The 25,272-nt window shown below is 57.1% G+C and carries 26 protein-coding genes and 1 pseudogene; 19 read left to right on the plus strand and 8 right to left on the minus strand.

The features are described from left to right. Window positions 1-38 precede the first annotated feature (38 nt). Complete coding sequence (locus N879_RS17875) at window positions 39-1,703, minus strand: Na/Pi cotransporter family protein (RefSeq protein WP_009457587.1); 1,665 nt, start codon at window positions 1,701-1,703, stop codon at window positions 39-41. Between the two features lie 60 nt (window positions 1,704-1,763). Next, complete coding sequence (locus N879_RS17880; protein WP_009457586.1) at window positions 1,764-2,213, minus strand: MarR family winged helix-turn-helix transcriptional regulator; 450 nt, start codon at window positions 2,211-2,213, stop codon at window positions 1,764-1,766. Window positions 2,214-2,388: 175 nt separating this feature from the next. Here N879_RS17880 and N879_RS20510 point away from each other — a divergent pair. The 4 genes and pseudogenes from N879_RS20510 to N879_RS17900 all read left to right on the plus strand — a co-directional run. Then, window positions 2,389-3,571: pseudogene (locus N879_RS20510) on the plus strand (transketolase-like TK C-terminal-containing protein); the annotation flags it as partial. 38 nt (window positions 3,572-3,609) lie between these two features. Continuing rightward, a complete protein-coding gene (locus N879_RS20995) occupies window positions 3,610-3,744 on the plus strand; it encodes a hypothetical protein (RefSeq protein ID WP_425541749.1) in 135 nt (44 codons plus the stop codon). 186 nt (window positions 3,745-3,930) lie between these two features. Further along, window positions 3,931-4,875 (plus strand): prolyl oligopeptidase family serine peptidase, encoded by a 945-nt coding sequence (locus N879_RS17895; RefSeq protein ID WP_009457579.1) that lies wholly within the window; start codon window positions 3,931-3,933, stop codon window positions 4,873-4,875. Between the two features lie 64 nt (window positions 4,876-4,939). Then, window positions 4,940-5,398 (plus strand): GNAT family N-acetyltransferase, encoded by a 459-nt coding sequence (locus N879_RS17900; protein WP_009457575.1) that lies wholly within the window; start codon window positions 4,940-4,942, stop codon window positions 5,396-5,398. A gap of 133 nt (window positions 5,399-5,531) precedes the next feature. Here the strand turns inward: N879_RS17900 and htpX are convergent, their stop codons facing one another. Next, the gene (gene htpX, locus N879_RS17905) at window positions 5,532-6,413 is read right to left on the minus strand and encodes a protease HtpX (RefSeq protein ID WP_009457574.1); all 882 of its coding nucleotides are present in this window, start codon (window positions 6,411-6,413) and stop codon (window positions 5,532-5,534) included. Here htpX and N879_RS20600 point away from each other — a divergent pair. The 12 genes from N879_RS20600 to N879_RS17960 all read left to right on the plus strand — a co-directional run bounded on the left by N879_RS20600 (window position 6,412) and on the right by N879_RS17960 (window position 16,054). Beyond that, complete coding sequence (locus tag N879_RS20600) at window positions 6,412-6,570, plus strand: hypothetical protein (RefSeq protein ID WP_155624324.1); 159 nt, start codon at window positions 6,412-6,414, stop codon at window positions 6,568-6,570. The two genes, htpX and N879_RS20600, sit on opposite strands and share 2 nt — an antisense overlap. 89 nt (window positions 6,571-6,659) lie before the next feature. After that, window positions 6,660-7,568, plus strand: coding sequence for a DMT family transporter (locus N879_RS17910; RefSeq protein ID WP_080655545.1), 909 nt, complete (start codon window positions 6,660-6,662; stop codon window positions 7,566-7,568). Next, window positions 7,561-8,412 carry a sulfurtransferase gene (locus tag N879_RS17915; protein ID WP_022983567.1) on the plus strand — a complete coding sequence of 284 codons (852 nt, stop codon included), beginning with the start codon at window positions 7,561-7,563 and terminating at the stop codon, window positions 8,410-8,412. The genes N879_RS17910 and N879_RS17915 overlap by 8 nt, the downstream gene beginning before the upstream one ends. A gap of 179 nt (window positions 8,413-8,591) precedes the next feature. Continuing rightward, entirely contained in the window at window positions 8,592-8,858 is a 267-nt protein-coding gene (locus tag N879_RS17920) for an exodeoxyribonuclease VII small subunit (protein ID WP_003802451.1), read from the plus strand. 1 nt (window position 8,859) lies between these two features. After that, window positions 8,860-9,768, plus strand: a complete 909-nt coding sequence (locus tag N879_RS17925; protein ID WP_022983568.1) for a polyprenyl synthetase family protein — start codon at window positions 8,860-8,862, stop codon at window positions 9,766-9,768. Window positions 9,769-9,881: 113 nt separating this feature from the next. Next, entirely contained in the window at window positions 9,882-11,747 is a 1,866-nt protein-coding gene (gene dxs / locus N879_RS17930) for a 1-deoxy-D-xylulose-5-phosphate synthase (RefSeq protein ID WP_022983569.1), read from the plus strand. A gap of 149 nt (window positions 11,748-11,896) precedes the next feature. Then, entirely contained in the window at window positions 11,897-12,700 is an 804-nt protein-coding gene (folE2, locus tag N879_RS17935) for a GTP cyclohydrolase FolE2 (protein ID WP_022983570.1), read from the plus strand. Window positions 12,701-12,843: 143 nt separating this feature from the next. Further along, window positions 12,844-13,242: a 30S ribosomal protein S6 gene (gene rpsF, locus N879_RS17940; protein ID WP_009457573.1), complete on the plus strand. Its 399-nt coding sequence runs from the start codon at window positions 12,844-12,846 to the stop codon at window positions 13,240-13,242. 13 nt (window positions 13,243-13,255) lie between these two features. Continuing rightward, the gene (priB, locus tag N879_RS17945) at window positions 13,256-13,573 is read left to right on the plus strand and encodes a primosomal replication protein N (RefSeq protein ID WP_009457572.1); all 318 of its coding nucleotides are present in this window, start codon (window positions 13,256-13,258) and stop codon (window positions 13,571-13,573) included. 89 nt (window positions 13,574-13,662) lie between these two features. After that, complete coding sequence (rpsR, locus tag N879_RS17950; protein ID WP_003802444.1) at window positions 13,663-13,935, plus strand: 30S ribosomal protein S18; 273 nt, start codon at window positions 13,663-13,665, stop codon at window positions 13,933-13,935. 18 nt (window positions 13,936-13,953) lie between these two features. Continuing rightward, complete coding sequence (rplI, locus tag N879_RS17955; protein ID WP_009457571.1) at window positions 13,954-14,409, plus strand: 50S ribosomal protein L9; 456 nt, start codon at window positions 13,954-13,956, stop codon at window positions 14,407-14,409. Between the two features lie 274 nt (window positions 14,410-14,683). Further along, entirely contained in the window at window positions 14,684-16,054 is a 1,371-nt protein-coding gene (locus N879_RS17960; protein WP_009457570.1) for a replicative DNA helicase, read from the plus strand. 144 nt (window positions 16,055-16,198) lie between these two features. Here the strand turns inward: N879_RS17960 and N879_RS17965 are convergent, their stop codons facing one another. From N879_RS17965 to N879_RS17985, 5 genes are all read right to left on the minus strand, one after another. Then, window positions 16,199-17,170, minus strand: a complete 972-nt coding sequence (locus N879_RS17965) for a bile acid:sodium symporter family protein (RefSeq protein ID WP_022983571.1) — start codon at window positions 17,168-17,170, stop codon at window positions 16,199-16,201. Beyond that, window positions 17,167-18,159, minus strand: coding sequence for a 4-hydroxythreonine-4-phosphate dehydrogenase PdxA (gene pdxA, locus N879_RS17970; RefSeq protein WP_009457568.1), 993 nt, complete (start codon window positions 18,157-18,159; stop codon window positions 17,167-17,169). The genes N879_RS17965 and pdxA overlap by 4 nt, the downstream gene beginning before the upstream one ends. 116 nt (window positions 18,160-18,275) lie before the next feature. Continuing rightward, entirely contained in the window at window positions 18,276-20,000 is a 1,725-nt protein-coding gene (locus N879_RS17975) for a PhoH family protein (protein WP_022983572.1), read from the minus strand. Window positions 20,001-20,052: 52 nt separating this feature from the next. Beyond that, the gene (locus N879_RS17980) at window positions 20,053-20,520 is read right to left on the minus strand and encodes a peroxiredoxin (protein ID WP_009457565.1); all 468 of its coding nucleotides are present in this window, start codon (window positions 20,518-20,520) and stop codon (window positions 20,053-20,055) included. After that, a complete protein-coding gene (locus N879_RS17985) occupies window positions 20,517-20,960 on the minus strand; it encodes an Mth938-like domain-containing protein (RefSeq protein WP_009457563.1) in 444 nt (147 codons plus the stop codon). Before N879_RS17985 ends, N879_RS17980 begins: the two co-directional genes overlap by 4 nt. Window positions 20,961-21,127: 167 nt before the next feature. Here N879_RS17985 and alaC point away from each other — a divergent pair, with 167 nt between their 5' ends. The 3 genes from alaC to thrC are packed head-to-tail and all read left to right on the plus strand — an operon-like array spanning window position 21,128 to window position 25,019. Continuing rightward, window positions 21,128-22,315 (plus strand): alanine transaminase, encoded by a 1,188-nt coding sequence (gene alaC / locus N879_RS17990; protein ID WP_009457561.1) that lies wholly within the window; start codon window positions 21,128-21,130, stop codon window positions 22,313-22,315. Beyond that, window positions 22,312-23,610, plus strand: a complete 1,299-nt coding sequence (locus tag N879_RS17995) for a homoserine dehydrogenase (RefSeq protein ID WP_022983573.1) — start codon at window positions 22,312-22,314, stop codon at window positions 23,608-23,610. Before alaC ends, N879_RS17995 begins: the two co-directional genes overlap by 4 nt. Further along, window positions 23,610-25,019 carry a threonine synthase gene (gene thrC / locus N879_RS18000; protein WP_009461628.1) on the plus strand — a complete coding sequence of 470 codons (1,410 nt, stop codon included), beginning with the start codon at window positions 23,610-23,612 and terminating at the stop codon, window positions 25,017-25,019. The genes N879_RS17995 and thrC overlap by 1 nt, the downstream gene beginning before the upstream one ends. Window positions 25,020-25,272 lie beyond the last annotated feature (253 nt).

The raw sequence follows: 25,272 nt of genomic DNA on the forward strand, positions 1-25,272 counted from the left end.
GCAGAGCGGCTTGTTTTCACCGCCTGGCTGCAGTCTGTTTATTCCTCGTTGGAGCGCACTCGGTTGGGCAGCAACTCGTCGTGCTTGGCCAGAATTGGATAGGCGGCGGCGCTGACCAGATAGGAGTTGATGGTACGCACGTCGCGCAAAATCTCCAGGTACAAGGAGCCCTGCTCGGCGGAGTCCAGCTGACCGGCCTTGATCTTGCGAATATGACGGTCTCCCGCCGCCACTTCCAGTTCGCGGAAGAAGTCTTTTTCAAAGGCCAGGAAGCGGGCGGTTTTTACATCTTCGGCCACAAACAGGGCTGCTGCCTGACGCTGGTTGCGAATCAGCCTGTCCATGACTTTGCCGATTTCGGCCTGTTCTTCCGATTGCAGTATCCAGCCTTGTTTACGCAGCTTGGCCGTGTGGCTGAGCAAGCCATTGACGCTGATCGTGGCGGCGTGCGAGATATTGGTGGAGAACGTCAGAATATCGTTCAGACGACGGGTATCCTTCTTGCTGAGGTTTTCCTGGTCCATACTGGCCAGATAGGTGGTGATCAGCGGCTCCAGACGGTTGACGGCATTGCTGATATAGCGCGCATGGTTAATGCTTTGGGCGCTATTGTTCAGCATGTTCTGACGGGCCGTATCCAGGATTTCCTGCAGCATATCGGACAGACGCAACGCCTCACGCGCTGCATTGCCCAAGGCCACGGCAGGCACTTCCTGGGCGGACTGGTCCAGATACAAGGGCAGGCCGGGATCATCCGGGTCGGTGCGGCGGGGCAGATAACGGCTCAGCAGACGCGAATAGGGTTTGAGTAAAGGCAGGAACAAGGCTGCCACGGCCAGGTTGAAGAAGGTATGGAAGTTGGCCACAGCACGAGCTGGATCATTGGTGAACCAGCTCATCAAATCCGGAATCCAGGGCAGCAAAATCATGCCGACCAGACAACCAAACACACGTGTGCCCAAGTTGCCGACGGGCAGACGTTTGTTGGCTGGGTCCTTGGAGCCGCCAGCCCCTTCCAGAATCGGGTTGATGGCGGTACCCACGTTGGCACCCAGCACCAGCGCGTAGGTCAGCTGCGGGTCCATATGCTGGTGACTGGCCAGCGAGATGATCAGCACCACAATGGCCACACTGGAGTGTGCGGCCCAGGTCAGCAGAGCGGCCAGCAGCATGCCCGTCATGGGACTGCCTGCCAGCGCTTCCAGAATGGTTTGCAGCAGGGGGGCGTCCTGAATGGGGGAGAACAAGCCCACCAGTTCATGCAGGGACAGCAGCAAGAGGCCCAGACCAATAAAGACGCGACCCAGGTCACGACGGCGTCCAGGCTCCTGCGAGCGGAACAGCCAGACGCCCAGAAGAATCAGGGCCGGGGCCAGCGCGGTCATTTTGAAGGACAGCAGTTGCACGATCAGCGTCGTGCCCACATTGGCGCCCAACATGGCGGCCAGGGCTGGAACCAGGGCAACCATGCCAGTGGCGGCAAAGCTGGTAATCATCAGTCCGGTGGCGGTACTGCTTTGAATGGCGGCGGTAATGGCCGCACCCGCAAAAAAGGCGCGGCGGGGGCGGCCCAGGGCATGGCCCATCCAGACGCCCAGCTCAGCACCAAAGGCGCGTTGCACACCGCTTTGCACCATGTGGATACCCCACAGGAGCAAGGCGATATAACCCCCGAAATCGAGAAGTGCGAAGATTTCTTTCATTGCTAAATAATAGCCCAGCGCATCTTACAAGCGTGAGCCTCAGGTATCAGTTAGACACATCTAGGTGTTGGAGGGTTGCCGCGCTTGTCGGGCAGCCTGATCCAGCCCGTGTGCAAACTGCGTTTGTTCCTGATCGGAGAAGGCCGACAGAAACAGTTCCTGCACAGCGCTTTGGTAGATCTGCCACATCTGTTTGCGCAAGGCCCGGCCTTCATCCGTGATGCTGGCAAAGGCGGCCCGACCATCTTCCGAGGAACGACTGCGCTGGACCAGCCCTTGGGCTTCCAGCCGGTCGATCAGTCGCGTCAGGTTATAGCGTTCTATGACCAGTCGATCGGCCAGTTCATGCATGCGACGGGTTCCCTCCGGCCCGCTTTCCAGTCCCCACAGCACGTCGTACCAGGCATAGGGTGGCAACTTTTCGGCAGCCAGTCTGCGTTCGATTTCTTTCAGGATGCTGCGGTGCGCGCGCACAAAGGAAAACCACAGATCCGTGTCGGAGCGACTCATCGTTCTTTCCCCCAGGAATTTATTTTTTAGTTGCAATTGCAATCGTATGGGTGAGGGTCTGTCCTGCCCTGCGTCTTGTTCAGGCCGTGAGGACGTCGCGTGGCGGATCCGGCCTATCCACCTGGAGATTGTTATGAATCACGCTTTGCAGATCGCAGATGAGGACCCGCAAGAGACGACTGAGTGGCTGGAACTGGTAGCGGATTTGTCGGACGACGACATCTGGGCCCTGGCCCGTGGTGGTCACGATCCTGACAAGGTCTACGCCGCTTATGCCCAAGCCGCACGTAACAGCCATGGCGGGCCGACCGCAATTCTGGTGAAAACCGTGAAGGGTTTTGGTATGGGCGAGGCCGGTGAAGGCCAGAACATCAATCACCAGCTCAAGCAAATGAGCGCGGATGCCGTGCGTGCTTTCCGGGATCGCTTCCAGCTACCTGTTTCGGACGAGCAACTGGAAGCCTTGCCTTATCTGCGCCCCGAGCCAGGCAGCCCGGAAGCGGTTTACTTGCAGCAACGTCGTGCTGCTCTGGGCGGGTTTGTGCCATCGCGCAGAACTTCCGTTCCGGCCTTGGCTGTTCCCGCACTGGACAGTTTTGCCGCACAGTTGAAGGGTACGGGCGAGCGTGGTCTGTCCACGACCATGGCCTTTGTGCGTATTTTGAGCACCTTGTTGAAAGACCCGGTGCTGGGCAAATTGATTGTGCCCATCGTGCCGGATGAGTCGCGCACCTTCGGGATGGAAGGTCTGTTCCGCCAGATTGGTATCCACTTTTATTTAGGGCAGTTGTACACGCCGCAGGATGCCGGCCAACTGAGCTATTATAAAGAAGCCAAGGACGGGCAGATCTTGCAGGAAGGCCTGAATGAGTCCGGGGCGATCTCCTCCTGGATTGCAGCAGGCACGGCCTACAGCAATCACGGTGTGCCCACGATTCCGCTCTTTTGACCCCACCTTCTCCTATGAGCTGGCCGTGATCATGCAGGATGGTGTTCGTCGCATGTATCAGGATCAGGAGGACGTGTTCTATTACATTACCGTGCTCAATGAAAACTACCCGCATCCCGAGATGCCGGAAGGGGTGGAGCAGGGCATTATCAAAGGGCTGTATCTCTTGCAGGCGGGACCGCAGCAAAAAGCCAAGGCCCCGCGTGTGCAGTTGATGGGCAGTGGCTCTATCTTGATGGAGGTGCTGGCTGCCGCACAGTTGCTGCAAGAGGACTTTGGTGTGGCCAGCGATGTGTGGAATGCGCCCAGCCTGAACCAACTGCGTCGTGATGGCCTGGATACGGAGCGCTGGAACACCTTGCACCCGGAAAGCGAGCCGCGTATCCCTTATGTGCAGTCTTGCCTGGAAGGGCATGCAGGCCCGATTGTGGTTGCCACGGATTTGAAGTGGACCGGCACTTTATCGTGGTCTCGGCCTTGAAGGCCTTGGCCGACGAAGGTTCGTTGCCACGCTCGCTGGTCAGCGATGCTTTGCAGCGCTATCAAATCAATCCAGAAAAGACCAATCCCATGAAGCCTTGAGTCTTGCCAGTCCGGTCGTCTTTTTGGGCAAATGGCGACCGGCGGCGGGACACCAGCCAGCAAAGGGTGTGATGGCTTGATGTCTCCCCCGGTCAGGTCAGCTCTTTGCTGGCTGGTCCCTTTTCATGGCGGCGAGTCCGCCATTTTTCTCCATCAAATCTTCATCATTCTGTGCCACAGTGCGGCATGGATTATTCAATTTCTCTGGCCCGCCTGGCGGGCCTTGCTATCTCTGGGGTCGTGGGCAGCCAGGCTTATGCTCAAGCGCAGCCACATGAATTGGCGCGTGCAGATGGCAGCACCATTCATTATTACGTCCAGCCTGCCATCGCCCCTCAAGAAGGTGTGCATGAGCTGCTTCTGATTGTGCAAGGCTCGGATTGCAATAGCGTGGCGCACAAGAAAGTTGTTTGGGAAGCCCTGGCCAAGGCTCGTCCACAAGCCCAGGTGCTGGCGGTGGAAAAATATGCGCTGACGGCCGCGCTGCCTGATAGCGACGATCCCGAGCGTAGCGACTGCCCGACAGACTATATTCAGCGCGACCAGCCCCAACAGCGTGTGGCTGATCTGGATGCGGTTTTAAAACAGCTGCAAAGTCAGACCCGCTATGACAAGCTTTTTGCCTTGGGTGGCAGCGAGGGAGCGGTGATTGTTCATTTGCTGGCGGCCCAGACTTCGCATCTGGATGCGGCCATCAGTTTTAATGGCGGCGGGCGCTGGTTCCAGGATGATGTGCTCTATAGCGCCTCGATCCAAGAGATGCCGGCTGCCGACAAGCAAGCCATGCTTGATGGCTTGGGCGAATTTTTGAGGCAGGCCAGGGCCGGCCTGGATACTCGGATGAGCGGACATGGACGCGATTGGTGGCAGCAGATGCTGAATCTGGATCAGGCCGAGGTGCTGCGACGGATTGCTATCCCCACTCTGGTGATTCAGTCCGGGCGCGATACCTCGGTCTCGCCGCAAGTCGCTGCCCAGATGGTGGCACTGGTGGATAACCCGCATGTGGTGTGGCGCAGCTATTCCGATCTGGACCACGTCATGACGCAGGCCGATGGCAGCTCGGCCATGCCCCAGGTCGTGGGCGACATTGCCCAGTGGTTGAGCCAACTCAACACTGACACCCCTTAAGTCTTTTGTATGGTCGATGACGTGATGATTTGCCGTCATTGCCCTTTTTATATTGGAGTAGTGAATGAGCAAGATAGTCTTGCGCGCTGCAGTGCCTGATGACGCCCGCGAATGCCTGCGTATCCGGGGACTGACTCGTGAAAATGCTTTTTCTGAAGAGGATCTGGCCGCCTTGGGAGTTACCGCCGAAAGCTGGGCCGCAGGTATTGAGGATGGTAGTTGCCCCGGCTATGTGGCCCTGGTCGATGAGCAGATGGCTGGCTATTGCTTCGGTGATAGCGAGAGCGGCGAGATCATGGTGCTGGCGCTGTTGCCCGACTATGAAAGCCTGGGTCTGGGCCGTCGTTTGCTGACACAGATGATGCAGGACTTGCAGGGGCGTGGTTTTACGCGCCTGTTCCTGGCTTGTAATAGTGATCCTCAGGTGCGCTCCTATGGTTTCTATCGTCATTTAGGCTGGACCGAAAGCGGCCAGCGTGATGAGTTCGGTGACGATATTTTGGAATATCACTTTGCTGATTAGGTTTGGATCTGTGTGTGGCCCTTTGTCCGGCAGCCGATACGCTAAGTTTGCGCCAATGTATAAAAAACGCCCCAAAAGCCTGTGGGCTTTTGGGGCATTTTATTTGGCTGTGCCGTTCAGGCCGCCTGGGATCTTAGACTGATTGAGCGCTTTGCAAAGCCTGAATACGTGCAGCGATAGGAGGGTGGGAGGCGAAGATCGCACTGATCGAACGACCACCCGAAATACCGGAGGCTTCAAAGTTCTTGGGCAGTTCGCCAGGAGCCATGCCGCCCAGACGGGCCAGCGCGTGAATCATGGGCTGACGCGAACCCAGCAACTGAGCGGAACCGGCATCAGCACGGTACTCACGCTGACGCGAGAACCAGGCCACGATGATGGAGGCCAGCACGCCAAAAATCAGCTCAAACACAAAGACCGAGGCGTAGTAACCCATGCCCACGTCGCGATCATTGCGCAGTAGCACGCGGTCAACAAAGTAGCCGGCCAGACGGGCCAGAAAGATCACAAAGGTGTTCACCACGCCTTGGATCAAGGTCAGGGTGACCATGTCGCCATTGGCAATGTGGGCAACTTCGTGGCCGAGCACCGCCATGACTTCTTCTTCGGTCATGCCTCGCAGCAAGCCCGTGGACACGGCGACCAGAGCATCATTCTTGAAAGCGCCGGTGGCAAAGGCATTGGGCTCGCCTTCGTAAATGGCCACTTCGGGGCGGCCAATACCGGCACGGTCGGCCAGTTGGTGCACGGTATCGACCAGCCAGGCCTCTTCGGCATTGGCGGGGGCGTTCGGGTCAATGACACGGGCGTTCACGCTTTGCTTGGCCATCCATTTGCTCATCAGCAAGGAGATAATGGCGCCGGTAAAACCGACCAAAGCCGAGAAAATCAGCAATTGAGTCAGGTCCAGACCTTGCGCGTTCAGGTAACGTCCCACACCCAAAATATTCATGGAGGCGCTGAGCACCAGCATGACGGCCAGGTTGGTGATTAAGAAAAGGACAATTCGTTTCATGAATGCGGATTCCGGTGTAACAGAAAAAATCGTGATCGTGAGAACACGATCTGCGCGAATTTTAGCCTTGATTCCAGGCGTGAAAATAAAATATTCAGCTTTTAGTCAGCTTCCGGGCAAGATAGTTTCTTGCGCCGAGGTTCTTGCTGTTGCGTAAGTGGTCTGGATATGGGGTTACCGGTCCACTTTTACAAGGTGGGGAGTATAGTAGTGGCTTTCCCTTATTACTGAATCTGGTTTGATCACATGCAGTCATTATGGATGCTGGTAGCCTGCGCCATGTTTGCCATTATGGGGGCCTGTGTCAAAGTGTCCGCCGATGCCGGGGCGTCGATGGCGCAAATTGTTTTGTTCCGGGGTGTGCCCTCGGTTCTTCTGCTGGTGTTCTGGGCTAAAAGCCGTGGTTTGAGGCTGGCTCCTCAAAGCTGGAAACTGCATGTCCGGCGTAATGTCTCCGGGGTCAGTTCCATGTGGCTGGGCTTTCTGGCTCTGGCTAATCTGCCCTTGTCCACCGCGGTCAGCCTGAACTACACCGCTCCCTTGTTTATTGCTTTCTGGATGCTTGCCTGGGGTGGCACCCAGCGTGACCCTGTGCGTCTGATTGCCGTGTTGCTGGGCTTCATGGGCGTGATCGGTGTCCTGCGCCCCAGCATTACGCCAGACCAATGGTGGGCCGCCATGCTGGGCCTGTGTGCCGGCGCCTTGAGCGCGGTGGCCATGATGCAGGTACGTGCCCTGGGGCGCTCTGGCGAGCCGGAATGGCGCACCGTGCTGCTGTTCTCCTGTTTTGTCGTCTGTTCCAGCCTGGTTGGACTTTTGTGGGAGGGCTGGCGCGAGCTGAGCTGGCGCGCGTGGCTGGCCTTGCTGGGCGTGGGCCTGTCCGGTTTGTTCGGGCAATTGACCATGACGCGTGCTTTTGGCTTGGGCTCGGCCTTGTTGACCGCAGCCTTGCAATACACCACCATTATTTTCGCCGCCCTGATTGGCATTGCTTTCTGGGGGGATGTGCCTGACTGGTTAGCCTGGGCAGGTATGGCATTGATTATTGGGTCTGGTCTGTTGTCGGCCTGGCGTACCTACAGCGAGGATCGTATCTTGCGAGGTCAGGCCGCGACAGCGGAGCAGGCTCCCGTCAAGGAGGCAGAACGTGTTTGAATTTCTGATTAGCGCAGAGCAAGTCCAGGCCAATCTGAATAATTCGGAGTGGCTGATTCTGGATGTACGCCATGATTTGGCCGACCACCAGGCAGGACGACGCGCTTACGAACAGGGGCATATTCCGGGTGCCGTGTTTCTGGATCACGAGCTGGATCTGGCGGCACCCAAGACGGGTCTGAATGGCCGTCATCCTTTACCCAGCCGTCAGGAGCTGGCGCAGCTTTTGCAGAAAAACGGCTTGCGTGATGGTATGCAGGTCGTGGTCTACGACGCCCAAGGTTCTTTATTCGCCAGCCATATGTGGTGGATGCTGCGCTGGTTGGGGCATCCTCAAGTCGCCATTCTGGATGGGGGCTGGCAGGCCTGGCAGCAGTTGGGCGGAGCCGAAGAATGCGGCCCGGCCAGGCCTGTACCAGCAGCTGCTAAATTGAGTGTGCCTGAGCAGGCTGCCATGCCTACTGTGCAGACCGAGCAGGTACTGAAAAACCTGTCCAAACCTATCTTTACCGTATTGGACGCACGTGCTGCCGAGCGATATCGCGGTGACGTGGAACCGATGGACCCGGTCGCAGGTCATATCCCCGATGCGCTTAATCGGTCGCACCTGAATAATCTGGGTGAACAGGGGCGTTTCAAACCGGCCGATCAGCTGCGCCAGGAGTTTCAGGACTTGCTGGGAGCGATTTCGGCAGAGATGGTTGTGCACCAGTGTGGTTCCGGTATTACAGCTTGTCACAATCTTTTTGCCATGGAGTTGGCCGGTCTGTCTGGCTCCAGCATTTATCCCGGCTCCTGGAGTGAATGGGTGAGTGACGCCAGCCGACCTGTTGCGCGCAGCTAGTTCAACGCCCTGAGTTTCTGGTGCTGAGAAAGCCGCTCCGGAGCGGCTTTTTTGCTGTGGAGCGGTCCCAAAGTAGAAAGTACTCCTTGGGAAGGGCAGCAAGCCGCCGCCTCCCGTACAATGCCACTTCCAATTGGGTCTCAGCCAGTCCTGACGGCCCTCATTGATCAGGAATAGTTATGGTTAAATCTCGCGATGATAATCAAAGCGCCCAGGCGCCAGCCCAGCAGGATTTCGAGTCCGCTCTGGCACAACTGGAAGCGCTGGTCGCTCGCATGGAAAGCGGGGCATTGCCGCTGGAGCAGGCTTTGCAAGCTTACGAGCAGGGCGTGGAATTAGCCCAATTGTGTCAGCGCAAGCTGGACCTTGCACAAGAACAAGTCAGCGTATTGCAAGGCAATCTGCTGCGCCCCTTGTCCGGGGATGAAGCTGTTGGAGATAGTTAAGATGAGTTCTACCAGTTTTTCTGATTGGCTGCAGGCGCGGGTTGAGCAGACTGAGACCGTACTGGAACAATTGCTGCCCCCTGTCAGCCAGGAACCTGCTCGTTTGCACGAAGCCATGCGCTACTCCGTGCTGGGTGGTGGCAAGCGCGTGCGCGCTGCCTTGGTGTATGCCGCCGGTGAGGCTGCCTTGCAAGGCAAGCCCATGGCCGCAGCCCAATTGAAAGCATTGGAGTTGGCAGCGGCGGCGGTGGAATTGATCCACGCCTACTCGCTGGTTCACGACGATTTGCCGTGCATGGATGACGACAAATTGCGTCGTGGTCGCCCAACCACTCATGTTCAGTTTGATGAAGCTTGCGCCATGCTGGCTGGCGATGCCTTGCAACCCTTGGCCTTTGAGTTATTGGCACAAATGCCGATTGCCCCTGCGCTGATTGTGCAAGCCATTACCCAGTTGGCGCAGGCCGCCGGCAGTGCCGGTATGGCCGGTGGTCAGGCTATTGATTGCGCCAGCGTGGGCATTGCCCTGGACCGTGATCAGTTGCAAGAGATGCACAGCATGAAAACCGGCGCCATGTTGCAAGCCAGCGTTTTGCTGGGTGGTATTGTGGCGGGTGCTTCCTCTACCGTGCGTAATGGTTTGGAAGAGTACGCCCAGGCTGTGGGTCTGGCCTTCCAGGTCGTGGACGATATTCTGGATGTGACGGCTGATACCGCCACGCTGGGCAAGACGGCTGGCAAAGACGCCGCCGATAACAAGCCCACCTATGTCTCCATCCTGGGTATGGACGGATCGCGCGAGTTGCTCGGTGCTCTGAATGAGCAGGCCCAGTTGGCCTTGCGTCCTTTGGGACCTGCTGCGGCACGTCTGACACAACTGGCTGATTACATCGTGGGTCGCAATCATTAAGCGACGCGGGCCTGTGCTACTTTGGCACAGGCCGCGAAGCGTTTTACAATAGCCGATTGGCGATTGTTTTTAGACAGTCGTTTCACTTATTTGCCCGGATAGACGTCTTTAGTATGACAACCGTTTCCCTAGAGCAGATCCAGTCTCCCGCCGACTTGCGCCAGCTTGATCAACGTGATCTTCCCGAGCTGGCACGACAACTGCGCGAGTTTGTTCTGCAATCCGTATCCAAAACCGGTGGGCATTTGTCGTCCAATCTGGGCACGGTTGAATTGACCACTGCCTTGCACTATGTGTTCGAGACTCCCCACGACCGTATCGTGTGGGATGTGGGTCACCAGTCCTATCCGCACAAGATTCTGACAGGCCGCCGCGATCAGATGAGTGGTTTGCGTCAGCAAGATGGCATCTCCGGTTTTCCCAAGCGCTCCGAGTCCGAGTACGACGACTTTGGTACGGCGCATTCCTCAACCTCGATTTCCGCGGTACTGGGGATGGCCGTGGCCTCGCGCAATGCCGGGATCGAGCGTCAGCACATTGCCGTGATCGGTGATGGCGCGATGACGGCCGGTATGGCGTTTGAAGCCCTGAACAATGCTGGTGTAACGCCCGATGTAAATGTGCTGGTGGTGTTGAACGACAACGACATGTCGATCTCGCCGCCGGTGGGCGCCTTGAATCATTATCTGGCTCGCCTGATGTCGGGCCGGTTCTACGCCGCTGCCAAGAATGTAGGCCGTACTGTCTTGCAGCATGTCCCGCCTGTGCTGGAACTGGCGCGCAAGTTTGAAGGCCACGCCAAGGGGATTCTGTCTCCGGCCACGCTGTTTGAAGAGCTGGGTTTTAACTACGTGGGCCCGATTGATGGTCACGATCTGGATGCGCTGGTCTCTACCTTGAGCAATCTGCGTGATCTGGGTGGTTTGCAGTTCCTGCATGTGGTGACCCGTAAAGGGCAGGGCTACAAGCTGGCTGAAGCCGATCCGGTGCTCTACCACGGTCCAGGCAAATTCGATCCTTCTGTGGGTTTGGTCACGCCTACGACCAAGCCGCGCCCTACCTTTACACAGATTTTCGGTCAGTGGTTGTGCGATATGGCCAGGCAGGATCAACGTCTGTACGGTATTACTCCCGCCATGCGTGAAGGCAGTGGCATGGTGGAGTTCGAGCAACAATTCCCCCGTCGTTATTTTGATGTGGGCATTGCCGAACAGCACGCCGTGACCTTTGCCGGTGGCTTGGCCTGTGAAGGGCAGAAGCCGGTTGTGGCGATTTACTCTACCTTTTTGCAGCGCGGCTACGATCAACTGATTCATGATGTAGCCCTGCAGAATCTGGATGTCACTTTTGCGCTGGATCGCGCCGGTATTGTGGGCGCAGACGGGGCAACGCATGCCGGTAATTACGACATCGCCTTTCTGCGCTGCATTCCGAACATGGTGGTGGCCACGCCGTCGGACGAAAACGAAACCCGCTTGTTGCTGACCTGTTGCTATCAGCACCCAGGGCCCAGCTCGGTGCGCTATCCGCGCGGAGCGGGTATCGGTGCTGAAGTGGATCAGGAGCTCCATACCGTGCCGCTGGGCAAGGCCAATCTGCGCCGTCAGGGCAAGAATCTGGCCATTCTGGCTTTTGGTCCCGTGTTGCACGAGGCGCTGAAAGCAGCCGAGGTTCTGGATGCCACCGTGGTAGACATGCGTTTTGTAAAACCTATGGACGAAGCCTTGCTGCAAGAGCTGGCACAAGGCCATCAGGCATTTGTTACCGTGGAAGAGGGCTGTTTGATGGGGGGCGCAGGCAGTGCGGTGCTGGAGTTTGTCAGTCGTGAAGCGCTGGTGATGCCGGTATTGCAACTGGGCTACCCCGACGAATTCATCGACCACGGCGATCAGAAGAAAATTGCTCAGGATCTGGGTCTGGATGCCGCCGGCATCGAGCGCTCCATTCGTGCACGTTTCTCAAGTTTGCTTGAGGCGTGAGGCAATTTCTGCACAGTTTAGGGTTTAAATACCCCAATATGCGCGTTCTTATTAAGGTTATCGAACCTCGTGTGCGATAAGCGTAAGATAATAATTCATTATTGTTTTTATTTACGGTTGCGGCTCTGTCGTAGCTGAACCTGATGGATATGAATACAGTGTCGGAATCGCCTTTGGCCATGCCAGATGTGCAAAGCAGCACGGATACACGCCGTGTTGCGATTCAGCGCGTGGGTGTGCGCGGGGTGCGGCATCCGATGATGCTGGACCTGCAGGGGCAGGCCGTGCCCACCGTGGCGCAATGGGAGTTGACGGTGGCCTTGCCGCCCGAAGAAAAAGGCACCCATATGTCGCGCTTTGTCGCTTTGCTGGAAGAGTACCGCCGTCAAGCCATGACGCCCGCCGGTTTTGTGCAGATGGCCCAGGCCATGTTGCCTTTGCTCAATGCCGGACGTGGCGACATGACAGCCACCTTCCCCGTTTTCCTGGAAAAAGTGGCGCCCGTATCCGGTGTGGCCAGCCTGATGGATTACACCGTCAGCTGGACAGCACGTGTCGGTGTGGATGCCCAGCCCGAATTTGAGTTGTCCGTACTGGTTCCGGTTACCAGCCTGTGCCCGTGCTCCAAGGCCATTTCGGAGTACGGTGCGCATAATCAGCGCTCGCACGTTACCGTGCAGGCCGTGTTTGCGGATCCGGCTACGCTGGACTTGCCTACGCTGATCAAATCGGTTGAAGAGCAGGCGTCCTGTCAGCTGTGGGGCTTGCTCAAGCGCACTGACGAAAAGTACGTTACCGAATACGCGTACGACAATCCCAAATTCGTCGAAGATCTGGTGCGTGATGTAGCCGTCAGCGTGCGCAGCTTGCCCGGAGTGTTGCGTTATAGCATCGAAGCCGAGAATTTTGAGTCGATTCATAATCACTCTGCCTACGCAAGCGTGCAGGGCTAAGGCTTTTGGCTTGTCAGTCAGCCTTTCTTGGTGCTAGTATCTATGGTTTCTTGCTCGACCCGGATTGAATGGGCGGGCTGTCGCGCTTGGTGCCTGACTGGTTTTACAGCGGGTAGTAGGCGATATCCACAAGGAGTTGTTCCATGCGTCACTACGAAGTAGTGTTCATTGTGCATCCCGATCAAAGCGAGCAAGTGCCCGCCATGATCGAGCGCTATTCGGCGATTGTTACTTCCGAAGGCGGTGCTATTCATCGTCTGGAAGACTGGGGCCGCCGTCAACTGGCTTACCCAATCCAGAAACTGGTCAAGGCTCACTACGTGTGCCTGAACATCGAATGCGGTCAGTCCACCCTGGACGAGCTGGAGCATTCCTTCCGCTACAACGACGCTATCTTGCGTTACCTCATCGCTGGCACGAAGAAAGCCCCTGAAGGCGCTTCGGTCATGATGAAGTCCGTCGAACGCGAAGAAGCACGTAAAGCAAGTACTGAAGCCAGCGCTCCTGCAGCCGCTGAAGCCGAAGCTCAAGCTGAAGAGTAATAGCTCCGACTACGTGAACCAGTTCTCTCTTGCCGGTCAGCTTGTCGACATCAAGCCCTTGCGTTATACGCCGGCTGGTGTCCCAGCTCTGGAATTGGTCCTGGAACACGAATCTTCCGTAATGGAAGCCGGTCACTCCCGGCAAATCGCTTTGACGATGCAGGTAGTGGCTTTGGGAAATAATGCACTGGGTCTGGCAGACACTCCTTTGGGAGCCCGTTTGCAGCTACAAGGTTTTATTGCCCCAGCCCGTAAAGGTTCGACGCGTCTGGTGCTGCATGTACAGCAATATCAGCGTCACTTTCCGGGACAAGGCTCTGTTACGGTTTGACTGGTCTGGCTCGATCGTCGCGAAGTGTTCAACACCTCGCTTCACACTGAATTCTTCCGGGTATAGCCCGGTTACTAACGAGGCACAAAATGGCTTTCCGTAGAGGCAAAGACAAAAAACGCAAATTTGCACAACAGAACCCACTGTTCAAGCGTCGCAAATTCTGCCGCTTCACCGTCGCTGGCGTTGAAGAAATTGATTACAAAGATCTGGACACCCTGCGTGATTTCATCCAGGAAAATGGCAAGATCATCCCTGCACGTTTGACGGGCACCAAAGCTCACTACCAGCGTCAGCTGGACACCGCTGTCAAGCGCGCTCGTTTCCTGGCGCTGTTGCCGTACACCGACAACCACAAATAATCCAGAGGAACCTTAGTCATGCAAGTTATTTTGCTCGAAAAAGTCGCCAACCTGGGTAATCTGGGTGACGTTGTGCGCGTACGTGATGGTTACGCCCGTAATTTCCTGCTGCCACGCAAAGTTGCTCGCCGTGCTACGGCTGCCGCTCTGCAAGAGTTCGAAGCACGCCGTGCCGAACTGGAAAAGCTGCAAGCTGAAAAGCTGGCCGCTGCTCAGGCTCAGAACGAAAAGCTGAACGGCCAAGCTTTCACCCTGGTTCAAAAAGCCGGTGTGGACGGTCGTTTGTTTGGTTCCGTGACCACCATGGACATCGCCAATGCATTGCAAAATGCCGGCTTTGCCGACCTGGTCAAGACTCAGGTTCGTCTGCCAGACGGTCACCTGAAAGCCATTGGCGAGTACCCCGTTCAGGTTGTTCTGCACCCTGACGTGATCGCTGAAATCAACGTTGTGGTTCAAGGCGACGTAGCCTAAGACTAGCGCGTTGACGCATGGTACATTCTTTCATGGAGTGTATCTGCCAAGCTCAAAAAAGCCGGTGCAAGCCGGCTTTTTTGTTTTCTCTTCATTCTGTTTGAAGAGAGCCAGCACGCCTGCGGCGTGACTGTATTGCCGCATTCGGTCCTGTCAGCCCAGCACGCTGTTGAGCCTGACTGTTCTGACCCCAGATACACATACTGTTCAAGCCCGCACAACACATTCTGTTGGCTGCGGCGTCGATTTTTTTCCTTGATTTGAAGGTATATGCATGGAAAGCAAGTCAGCCAAATCCGATTCAACGCTGGATTACCTCAGGGTCCCGCCTCATTCCATTGAGGCGGAGCAGTCGGTGCTCGGTGGCTTGTTGCTCGATAATGCCGCGTTTGACCGGGTGGCCGATATTGTCACCGACGAGGATTTTTATCGGTTTGATCACAAGCTGATCTGGCAACACATTACCCGCTTGATTGGTCTGGCCCGTCCTGCTGACGTCGTCACGGTCTTTGAGTCCCTGTCGGTTGCAGGCAAGCAGGAAGAGGTGGGTGGGCTGGCCTATTTGAATGCGCTGGCTCACAACACGCCATCGGCTGCTAACATTCGTCGCTACGCCGAAATCGTGCGCGAGCGTTCCACTCTGCGCAAGCTGGTCACCGTGGCTGATGATATTTCCTCGGCCGCCTTCAATCCGCAGGGCAAGGAGGCCCGGCAGATTCTGGACGAGGCGGAAACCCGTGTGTTTCAGATTGCCCAGGAAGGGGCGCGTGGCTCGCAAGGCTTTCTGGAAATCCAGCCCCTGCTAAGCCAGGTGGTGGAACGTATTGACGAGCTGTATCACCGCGAAGGCGACTCGGAAGTAACCGGGGTGCCAACTGGCTTTATTGACCTGGACAAGATGACGTCAGGCTTGCAGCCAGGCGACCTGGTGATTGTGGCGGGTCGTCCTTCCATGGGTAAAACTTCGTTCTCCATGAATATTGGCGAGCACGTTGCGATTGCCCAGGGTTTGCCCGTTGCCGTGTTCTCCATGGAAATGGGCGCGGTACAGTTGGCCATGCGTATGGTCGGTTCGGTCGGTTTGCTGGACCAGCACCGTATGCGTACCGGCAAGCTGACAGCCGACGATTGGCCACGTCTGACACATGCCGTGCAGCAGGTGCAGGAGGCCCAGATTTACATTGATGAAACGCCCGGCCTGTCGTCCATGGAAGTGCGTGCACGGGCTCGACGTCTGGCACGACAGTGTGGCCAACTGGGCTTGATCATCATCGACTACTTGCAACTGATGTCCTCAAGCGGTGGCGAGAACCGGGCAACGGAAATTTCTGAAATCAGTCGTTCCTTGAAAGGTCTGGCCAAAGAATTGAATTGTCCCTTGATTGCTTTGTCGCAGTTGAACCGAAGCCTGGAGCAACGGCCCAACAAGCGCCCAGTGATGAGTGACTTGCGCGAATCCGGCGCTATTGAGCAGGATGCTGACTTGATCTTGTTTATTTACCGTGACGAGGTCTACAACCCGGACTCGCCCGATAAAGGCACGGCTGAAATTATTATTGGTAAACAGCGTAACGGTCCTATTGGTTCGGTTCGCTTGACCTTCGCCGGAGCCAGCACGCGCTTTCTGGATTACATGCCCAATTAAAAAGTACAGTGGCTGCTTCAGTGCGCGGGCTTGTGAGGCCGTTTGCCAGATGTCAGGACAAAAAAGAGGCATACCTTGGTATGCCTCTTTTTTATTCATCGTTCAGCGTGTATGGGTAGTCAGGCGAGGAGGTTCGTCGTTCTCTTAGTTTTCACTCCGGGCCGCCAGTCTTTTCGCCAGCCATGCACATACCAGTAGCTGCCACTGGTGAAACAACATGATCGGCAAGATGATAGGCCCGACCATGGCACTGGGGAAAATGACATTGGCAATCGGGATGCCGCTGCTCAGGCTTTTATTGGAACCACACATCAGCAGGCTGACACGGTCCTCAAAAGAAAAGCCCAGCCAGCGCCCCAGGTTCCAGGCCAGCACTTGCGCCAAGGTCAGCAGAACGGCGTTGGACAGCACAATCAGTCCCAAGGCACTCAATGGGGTGGAGGACCACAGACCGCCCACCACCGCGCCTGAAAAAGCCGTATACACCACCAGCAGAATCGAGCCTTGATCCACGACTTTCAGTAGTTGCTGACGCTTCATGACCCAGGCCCCGATCACGGGACGCAGCATATGCCCGAAGACAAAGGGGAAAAATAGCTGCAGCATGATCTTGCCCACCGCCTCCAGCGACACGGTGGCCTGGGCGCTGGTGGCACCCGCCAGCATGATGCCGACCAGCAAGGGAGTGATGAACACGCCCAGCAAGGTGGAGGCCGAGGCGCTGCAAATCGACACCGGCACATTCCCTCTGGCCATTGCGGTCAGCGCCACGGCAGACTGCACGGTGCTGGGCAGGCAAGCCAGAAACAGTATTCCCAGGTACAGATTGTCGGTTAGCCAGGGACGCAGCACAGCCGCCACGCCGCTGCCCAGAATAGGGAAGAGCACAAAGGTGACGGACAGAATCAACAGGTGCAAACGCCAGTGGGACAGGCCGCCCCAGATAGCCTCACGAGACAGGCGGGCACCATGCAGAAAGAACAGCAGGGCAATCGCGATCTGCGTGATGTGTTGGAACAGAGGCACGCCCCAACCTTGGGCAGGCAGCAGACTGGCAAGTGCAACCGTGGCAAACAGCTTCAGCAAAAACGGGTCAATCGGTAAGCGCTTGATCATGCTTGATGCGCGCTCATGGAAAGAGCCATACGGTAGGCATAGCCCAGGGAGGAGGCATCAGCCTTGCCCTGTCCGGCAATGTCGTACGCGGTGCCGTGGTCGACACTGGTGCGGATAAAGGGCAGGCCCACTGTCACGTTCACGCCTTCGTCCAGACCCAGCAGCTTGATGGGAATCAGCCCTTGGTCATGGTACTGGGCCACCACAATATCGAACTCCCCTTGGCGAGCCCGCATGAAGATCGTGTCGCCGGGCCAGGGGCCGCTGGCCTGGATGCCTTCGGCGCAGGCTTGTTCAATGGCCGGTGTGATCTGCTCAATATCCTCAGAGCCGAATTTGCCACTCTCACCGGCATGGGGGTTCAAGCCTGCCACCGCCACACGGGGCTTGGCGATCCCGGCCTGGGTGCAGGCCAACTGTGCCAGCCGGATGGTTTGCAAGACGCGTTCTTTAGTAATCAGGGAGGGGACACGGGCCAGCGGTTCGTGAATGGTGACCAGAATGGAGCGCAAGTGTTCGTTAGCCAGCATCATGGCGTAGTGCTCGGTGTGGCTGCGCTCGGCCAGAATCTCGGTGTGGCCAGGGGCATCGATACCGCCTTTTTGCATGGCCAGCTTGTTCAGTGGGGCGGTGACGATGGCACGGATCAGACCGGCTTGGGCATCATCAATAGCGTGGCACAGGTATTCGTAGGCGCCGCGTCCGGCCTGAGCGTTAACTTCGCCATAGGGCAGATCGTCGGGCAGGGCTTGCCAGCGATTCAGGACGGCAATGAGCCCCTTGGGTGTGCAAACAGGCTGCTCCACCTCCTCGACGTGCCAGTCCTGGTCGGCGCCAATCAGTGTCAGGGCACGGCGCAGCGCACCCGCATCGCCATAGACTACGGCGGGGTGGGGCAGGCCTTCAACAATCAGGCGGGCAATAATTTCCGGGCCTATGCCAGCGGCATCGCCCATGGTAAGCCCGATGGGCTGTGCAGTACGTTTCATAACAGTCAATAAAAATCCCCCACGCTGCGTCTTTGCTGTGCTTGTTGGCCTTGATGCAGCCTGGCGGTAAAAAAAAACCGGGTCCTGGACCCGGTTTGAGTGAGTAGCGATTCGGTTTAGAGTGCGTCGCTGGCGTAGTCGGCCAGACGGGAGCGCTCACCACGTTGCAAGGTAATGTGGCCTGCATGCGGCCAGCCTTTGAATCGGTCTACTACGTAGGTCAGCCCCGAACTGCCCTCGGTCAGGTAGGGCGTGTCGATCTGGGCAATATTGCCCAAGCAGACAATTTTAGTTCCTGGACCGGCGCGCGTCACCAGTGTTTTCATCTGCTTGGGCGTCAGGTTCTGCGCCTCGTCGATGATCAGGAACTTGTTCATGAAGGTACGACCGCGCATGAAGCTCAGGGATTTGACCTTGATCTTGGAGCGCACCAGTTCCATGGTGGAGTTGCGCGGAGCCTCGGTGCCTTGTGGGTTGTTCAGGTTGCTGGAGGACTTGCCGGTGCCCAGGTGCAGGACTTCCAGGTTGTCTTCCAGCGCACCCATCCAGGGCTGCATTTTTTCTTCCTCGGTACCGGGCAGGAAGCCAATGTCATCTCCGACAGGCACGGTGGCACGGGTGATGATGATCTCGTTGTAGCGCTTGGTCTCCAGGGTTTGGGTCAACGCACTGGCCAGGGCCAGCAGCGTTTTACCCGTACCGGCATGGCCCAGCAGGGAGACGAAATCAAAATCCGGGTTCATCAACAGATTCAGGGCAAAGTTCTGTTCGCGGTTGCGAGCCGTAATGCCCCAGACGTTGTTCTTGCCGTGACTGTAGTCGCGCAAGGTGGCCAGTACGGCGGTATTGCCAGCGGTTTCGCGTACCTGGGCGTACAAGGGATCGTCGCCTTCGGTAAATACGAACTGGTTGACCATGAACTGGCTGCACAGCGGCCCGCTGATGCGGTAGAAGGTGGTGCCACCCTGTTGCCAGGACTCCATGTTCTTGCCGTGCTTGGTCCAGAAATTGTCCGGCAAGGGCATGACACCGTCATACAGCAGGTCGGAGTCATCCAGAACGTGATCGTGGCGGTAGTCTTCGGCCAGCAGGCCCAGTGCCTTGGCCTTCAGACGCATATTGATGTCTTTGGACACCAGCACCACTTCGCGTTTGGGCATGCTCTGGGTCAGGGCATTGACCACGGCCAAAATGGCGTTGTCCGCCTTGCCCAGCGGCAGCTGGATAGGCAGGGTGGTATCCAGAGCGCTGGTCTGGAAGGTGACGGCGCCACGCGCTTCGGTATTGCCGATGCCATCCAGATTGATGGGCTTGTCCAGACCATGATCGCCCACCAGACCTTCCAGGGAGCGGCTGACCTGACGCGCATTGCGAGCCACTTCAGACAGGCCCTTTTTCTGGTGATCCAGTTCTTCCAGCACCATCATGGGCAGGAAGATGTCGTGCTCTTCAAACTTGAACAGCGAATTGGAGTCGTGCAGCAAGACGTTGGTATCCAGCACAAACAATTTGCGCTGGGTGGGGGCCAGACGGGTGCGTTTGCTGGCTGCGCCGGCGACAGGCTTGGGGGGCTGGGCAGGGCTGGCGGCAGCGCTTTTGCTGGGAGCTGCTTTGGCCACACTGGCGGGCGCAGGCGCTGCTGCGGGGGCCGCGGGCGCCGTTTTGACGGGCGCAGGCTTTTTGGAGCGTGGCGTAGCAGCCGCTTTGCTGGTGGCGGCTTTGGGGCTGGCGGGGGGAGTGTCGGGTTCGTCTAGTGGTACGGGTGGATCGGCAAGGATGACACTGTCATCTTTTTCGCTAAGCAGGGTTCCCAGCTTGGTGGGCAACGTTGGTAGCGGCATATAACACGTACTCCTGGTTGTGTGCCGACCTGCAAGTCGGCACGGTAAGGTTTCAGGCGGCTTGCTGAACAGCCTGTAATACAGCTTGGACGTGGCCGGGCACTTTGATGCCACGCCATTCTTGAATCAACACACCTTGGGCGTCGATCAAAAAGGTGCTGCGCTCGATGCCACGTACCTGTTTACCGTACATGTTTTTCATTTTCATGACCCCAAACAGTTCGCACAAGCGCTCTTCGGTGTCGGCAAGCAAAGGGAAAGTCAGGGCTTGCTTGTCGATAAAACGTTCGTGCGAACTGAGCGAGTCGCGCGAAACGCCAATGATTTGTGCGCCTGCAGCCTGAAATTCGGGCAGGGCATCGCGGAAATTCTGGGACTCGGTGGTGCAGCCCGGCGTGTTGTCTTTGGGGTAAAAGTACAACACTGTCATTTTTCCTTTCAGGTCAGCGGCGCTGAACTCGCCCTGGGTGGAGGGCACGGAAAAGTCGGGGATGGGGGCACCAATTTGTAGGGCTGTCATGCTTTTTCCTGTATGAGTAAGGCGGCGACAACTTTGCGGCCTTCGGACATGAGGATATTGTAAGTTCTGGCGGCGGCCTGGGTATCCATGATTTCCACACCTATGCCCCACTGCAGCATTTCCTGCGTGACAGCCGGGTGCAGAAAGTGTTGGCGCTGGCCAGTCCCAATCAAGATCAATTCGGGGGCGTTGTCAGGGCGCGCCGGTGGGGCGTCGTCCAGAAAGGCCATGGGGTCTTGCTTGACCGATTCCAGTCCGGCAATCCGGCGCAGCAACGGGGCTGTCAGCTCGGTTGCGCTTTGAATGGCCAGGTCCTGCACAGGACCTTCAGGGCTAAAGAAGATGGAATGATCGTGGTTTTGAAAGTTGATTGCCACATAGTCCTCACCGTAAGCGGTGATGGCATTCATGGCTGGATTGTGTTCGCGTTGCAGTTGCACGATGAGTCTCTCCCGTTACAGGGTCGATGATAGCGCAAAGAGTCAGGGACGATGCGGCACCTGATCTGTTTGCAGTGATTCTCAGTAAGTCAATCATGGATTAAACTCTTTGATTTACTTCGCACCTTTTGGTTTGGGTCTTCGCTGTTTTCTTCTCAAGGAATGTCATGATTCGCTTTCCGCGCATCGAGCGTTTGCCGCCTTACGTGTTCAACATTACAGGCGAGCTGAAAATGGCCGCCCGCCGTCGTGGCGAGGACATTATCGACATGTCCATGGGGAACCCGGACGGCGCGACACCGGCGCACATCGTGGAAAAGCTGGTCGAGGCGGCCACCCGCCCGGACACTCATGGTTATTCTGTCTCCAAAGGCATTCCGCGTCTGCGCCGAGCCGTGACCAATTGGTACGAGCGCCGCTACAATGTGCAATTGGATCCTGATAGTGAAGCGATCGTTACCATCGGTTCCAAAGAAGGTCTGGCCCACTTGATGCTGGCAACCCTGGACAAGGGCGACACCGTTCTGGTGCCCAACCCCAGCTACCCGATTCATATATATGGTGCCGTCATTGCCGGCGCGAATATCCGTTCGGTGCCCATGGTCCCCGGCGTGGACTTTTTCGAGGAAATCGAAAAAGCCGTGCGGGAGTCCATTCCCAAGCCCAAAATGATGATTCTGGGTTTTCCCAGCAATCCGACGGCCCAGTGTGTGGAACTGTCCTTTTTTGAGCGTATTGTGGCGCTGGCACGCGAGCACAATATTCTGGTGGTACACGATCTGGCCTATGCCGACATTACCTTTGACGGCTACGTGGCCCCCTCCATCATGCAGGTGGAAGGTGCGCGCGATGTCGCAGTCGAGTTTTTTACCATGAGCAAAAGCTACAATATGGCCGGCTGGCGTATTGGCTTCATGGTGGGGAACGAGTCCTTGGTCAATGCCCTGGCACGTATCAAGAGCTATCACGACTACGGTACCTTCACACCGATTCAGGTGGCCGCCATTGCGGCGCTGGAAGGACCACAAGATTGTGTCAGCGAGGTGGTGGAGCAGTACCGCCGCCGTCGCGACGTATTGGCCAAGGGCCTGCATGAAGCAGGCTGGATGGTCGATGTCCCCAAGGCATCAATGTATATCTGGGCCAAGATTCCCGAGTTCTACAAGGACATCGGTTCGCTGGAGTTTGCCAAGCGCTTACTGAGCGATGCCAAAGTAGCCGTATCCCCCGGCATCGGCTTTGGTGAGTATGGCGACAACTATGTGCGCTTTGCGCTGATCGAAAACGAGCAACGTACCCGTCAGGCGGTACGCGGCATCAAAGAAATGTTCCGTAAGGACGGATTTGTTCAATGAGTCCTATCAAAGTAGGTTTGCTGGGTTTGGGTGTGGTTGGCAGCGGCACCTGGAACGTATTGAAACGCAATGCAGATGAAATCGCTCGCCGCGCCGGTCGCCGTATTGAGGTGGTCGCTATTGCTGTGCGTGACCTGGAAAAGGCACGCGCGCTGGTGGGGGACGAGGTCACCCTGACCACAGACGGCATGGATGTGGTGCGCAACCCCGAGATCGATATTGTGGTCGAGCTGGTGGGTGGCGACACCCTGGCACGCGAGTGGGTCATGGAAGCCATTGCCCAGGGCAAGCACGTGGTCACCGCCAACAAGGCGCTGCTGGCCAAGCATGGCAACAAGATTTTTGCCGCTGCTCACGAGCGTAGCGTCATGGTGGCCTTCGAAGCCGCTGTGGCCGGTGGTATTCCTATCATCAAGGCAATTCGCGAAGGCCTGACGGCCAATCGTATTCAGTGGCTGGCCGGCATTATCAACGGCACCACCAACTACATCCTGTCCGAAATGCGTAACCGTGGTGTCAGCTTTGCTGAAGCCCTGGCCGATGCCCAGCGTCTGGGTTACGCCGAAGCCGATCCTACTTTCGACATTGAAGGTGTGGATGCTGCGCACAAGCTGAGCCTGCTGGCCTCCCTGGCCTTTGGTATCCCCGTGCAATTTAGCAAGGCTCACGTGGAAGGCATTACCAGCCTGGCACTGGAAGACCTGCAACACGCACAACGCCTGGGCTACAACATCAAGCTGCTGGGTATTACCCGCGCCCGTGAGGAAGGTATCGAACTGCGCGTACACCCCACACTGGTTCCACTGCAAAGCATGCTGGCCAATGTCCAAGGTGCCATGAACGCGGTGCTGGTGCATGGCGATGCCGTTGGCCAAACCGTTTACTACGGTGCCGGTGCCGGCGCCTTGCCCACCGCCTCGGCGGTGGTGGCGGACCTGGTGGATGTGACCCGTCTGCAAACGGCAGAACCGGAACATCGCGTGCCTTACCTGGCCTTCCAGCACAACGCCATGTCCGATACGCCCATCCTGCCTATGGATGAAGTGGTGTCCTCGTACTACCTGCGTTTGCGTGTGGATGACCGTCCTGGTGTTCTGGCTGATGTGGCTCGCATTCTGGCGCAAGCCTCGATCTCGATCGGTTCCATGTTCCAGGAGCCAGCCGGTGAACAGGCTGACATCATCTTCCTGACGCATGAAGCGCGTGAAGGTGCCATCAATGGTGCGATCAGCCAGATTCAGAATCTGCCTTTTGTTCAGTCTGCCGTGACCCGTCTGCGCGTGGAGAACCTGTAATGAATTACATCTCTACTCGTGGCGGCATGAAGGCCCAGCCATTTTCGGACATCTTGCTGGAAGGCCTGGCTCCGGATGGCGGTTTGGCCATGCCAGAGAGCTACCCTCAAGTCAGTGCAGAAACGCTGGAGTCCTGGCGCGCCCTGAGCTACCCCGAACTGGCCGCCAAAGTGCTGGGCCTGTTTGTCACCGATATTCCGGCTGATGAACTGTCCGCCTTGACGGCACGTGCTTACGCCCCTGGAGTGTTCGACAGCGAGCAGGTGGTACCGGTCAAGGAACTGGAACCCGGTTTCTCCTTGCTGGGCTTGTCCCAAGGCCCAACCCTGGCTTTTAAAGACATGGCCATGCAGTTCCTGGGCCAGGTTTTCGAATACGTGCTGACACAGCGCAACAGCACCTTGAACATTGTGGGTGCCACGTCTGGCGACACGGGTTCGGCGGCTGAATACGCCTTGCGCGGCAAGCGTGGCGTCAGCGTGTTCATGCTCTCGCCTTACGGTCGCATGAGTGCTTTCCAACGCGCTCAGATGTACTCCTTGCAAGACGAAAACATCCACAACCTGTCGGTGAAAGGTGTGTTCGATGATTGCCAGGACATCGTCAAGGCATTGGCTGGTGATCTGGAGTTCAAGTCCAAATGGCATCTGGGCGCCGTGAACTCCATTAACTGGGCACGTATTTCCGCTCAGGTGGTGTACTACTTCTGGGGCTGGCTGCGCAGCACGAACCAGGCCGGTCAAAAGGTCTCGTTTGCTGTTCCTTCGGGTAACTTCGGCAATATTCTGTCGGGCCACATTGCTCGTCAGATGGGGCTGCCTATCGCCAAGCTGGTTCTGGCCACCAACGAAAACAACGTGCTGGAAGAGTTCTTCCGCACCGGTATTTATCGTCCCCGTGGTTCCGAGCAAACTTACGCCACGTCCAGCCCATCCATGGACATTTCCCGTGCCTCCAACTTCGAGCGCTTTGTGTTTGATCTGCTGGGCCGTGATGGTAGCAAGGTCAAGGCATTGTGGGAGCAGCTAGCCAAAGAAGGCCAATTCGACCTGAGCGAGCATCTGCCACGCTTCCAGGAAGAGTTCGGCTTTGTGGCTGGTGCCAGCTCGCACCAGGATCGTCTGAACACCATTGCTCAGGTGAACAAGCAGTACCAGACTCTGATCGACCCGCACACGGCAGACGCCGTCAAGGTGGCTCAGAACTTCCGCGAAGAAGGCATCCCCATGCTGGTGCTGGAAACCGCGCTGCCTGCCAAGTTCTCCGAGACAATCGAAGAAGCGATTGGTCAGCCCGCTCCGGTGCCTGCGCACCTGACCGGTCTGGCAGACTTGCCACAGAAGGTGGTGGTGATGGATTCGGATGTAGCTCAAGTACGTCGCTACATCGAGGAACACGCCCCAACCTGATGCCCGCTACCTGCGCTAGCTCCGGGCTGGCGCAGCCATAGCGGCCAGGTAGTAGTTTCAAACCCCGATTTTGATATTCCTGCTGGCCTGACTGATGTTCAGTTTGCTATGCAGGAAAGCAGAAATCGGGGTTTTTGCGTTTTTGGCCGGTTTTACCGCAAGACTGGTCGGGCTGCGGTTTTGCAGCCAACTGAACTTTTTCTATCAGGCCTTCATCAAAAACACACGATATGCGGGCATGATGTCTATGGCC

Origin of the sequence: Alcaligenes sp. EGD-AK7 (assembly GCF_000465875.3) — a bacterium.
GTDB lineage: Bacteria > Pseudomonadota > Gammaproteobacteria > Burkholderiales > Burkholderiaceae_B > Alcaligenes > Alcaligenes phenolicus.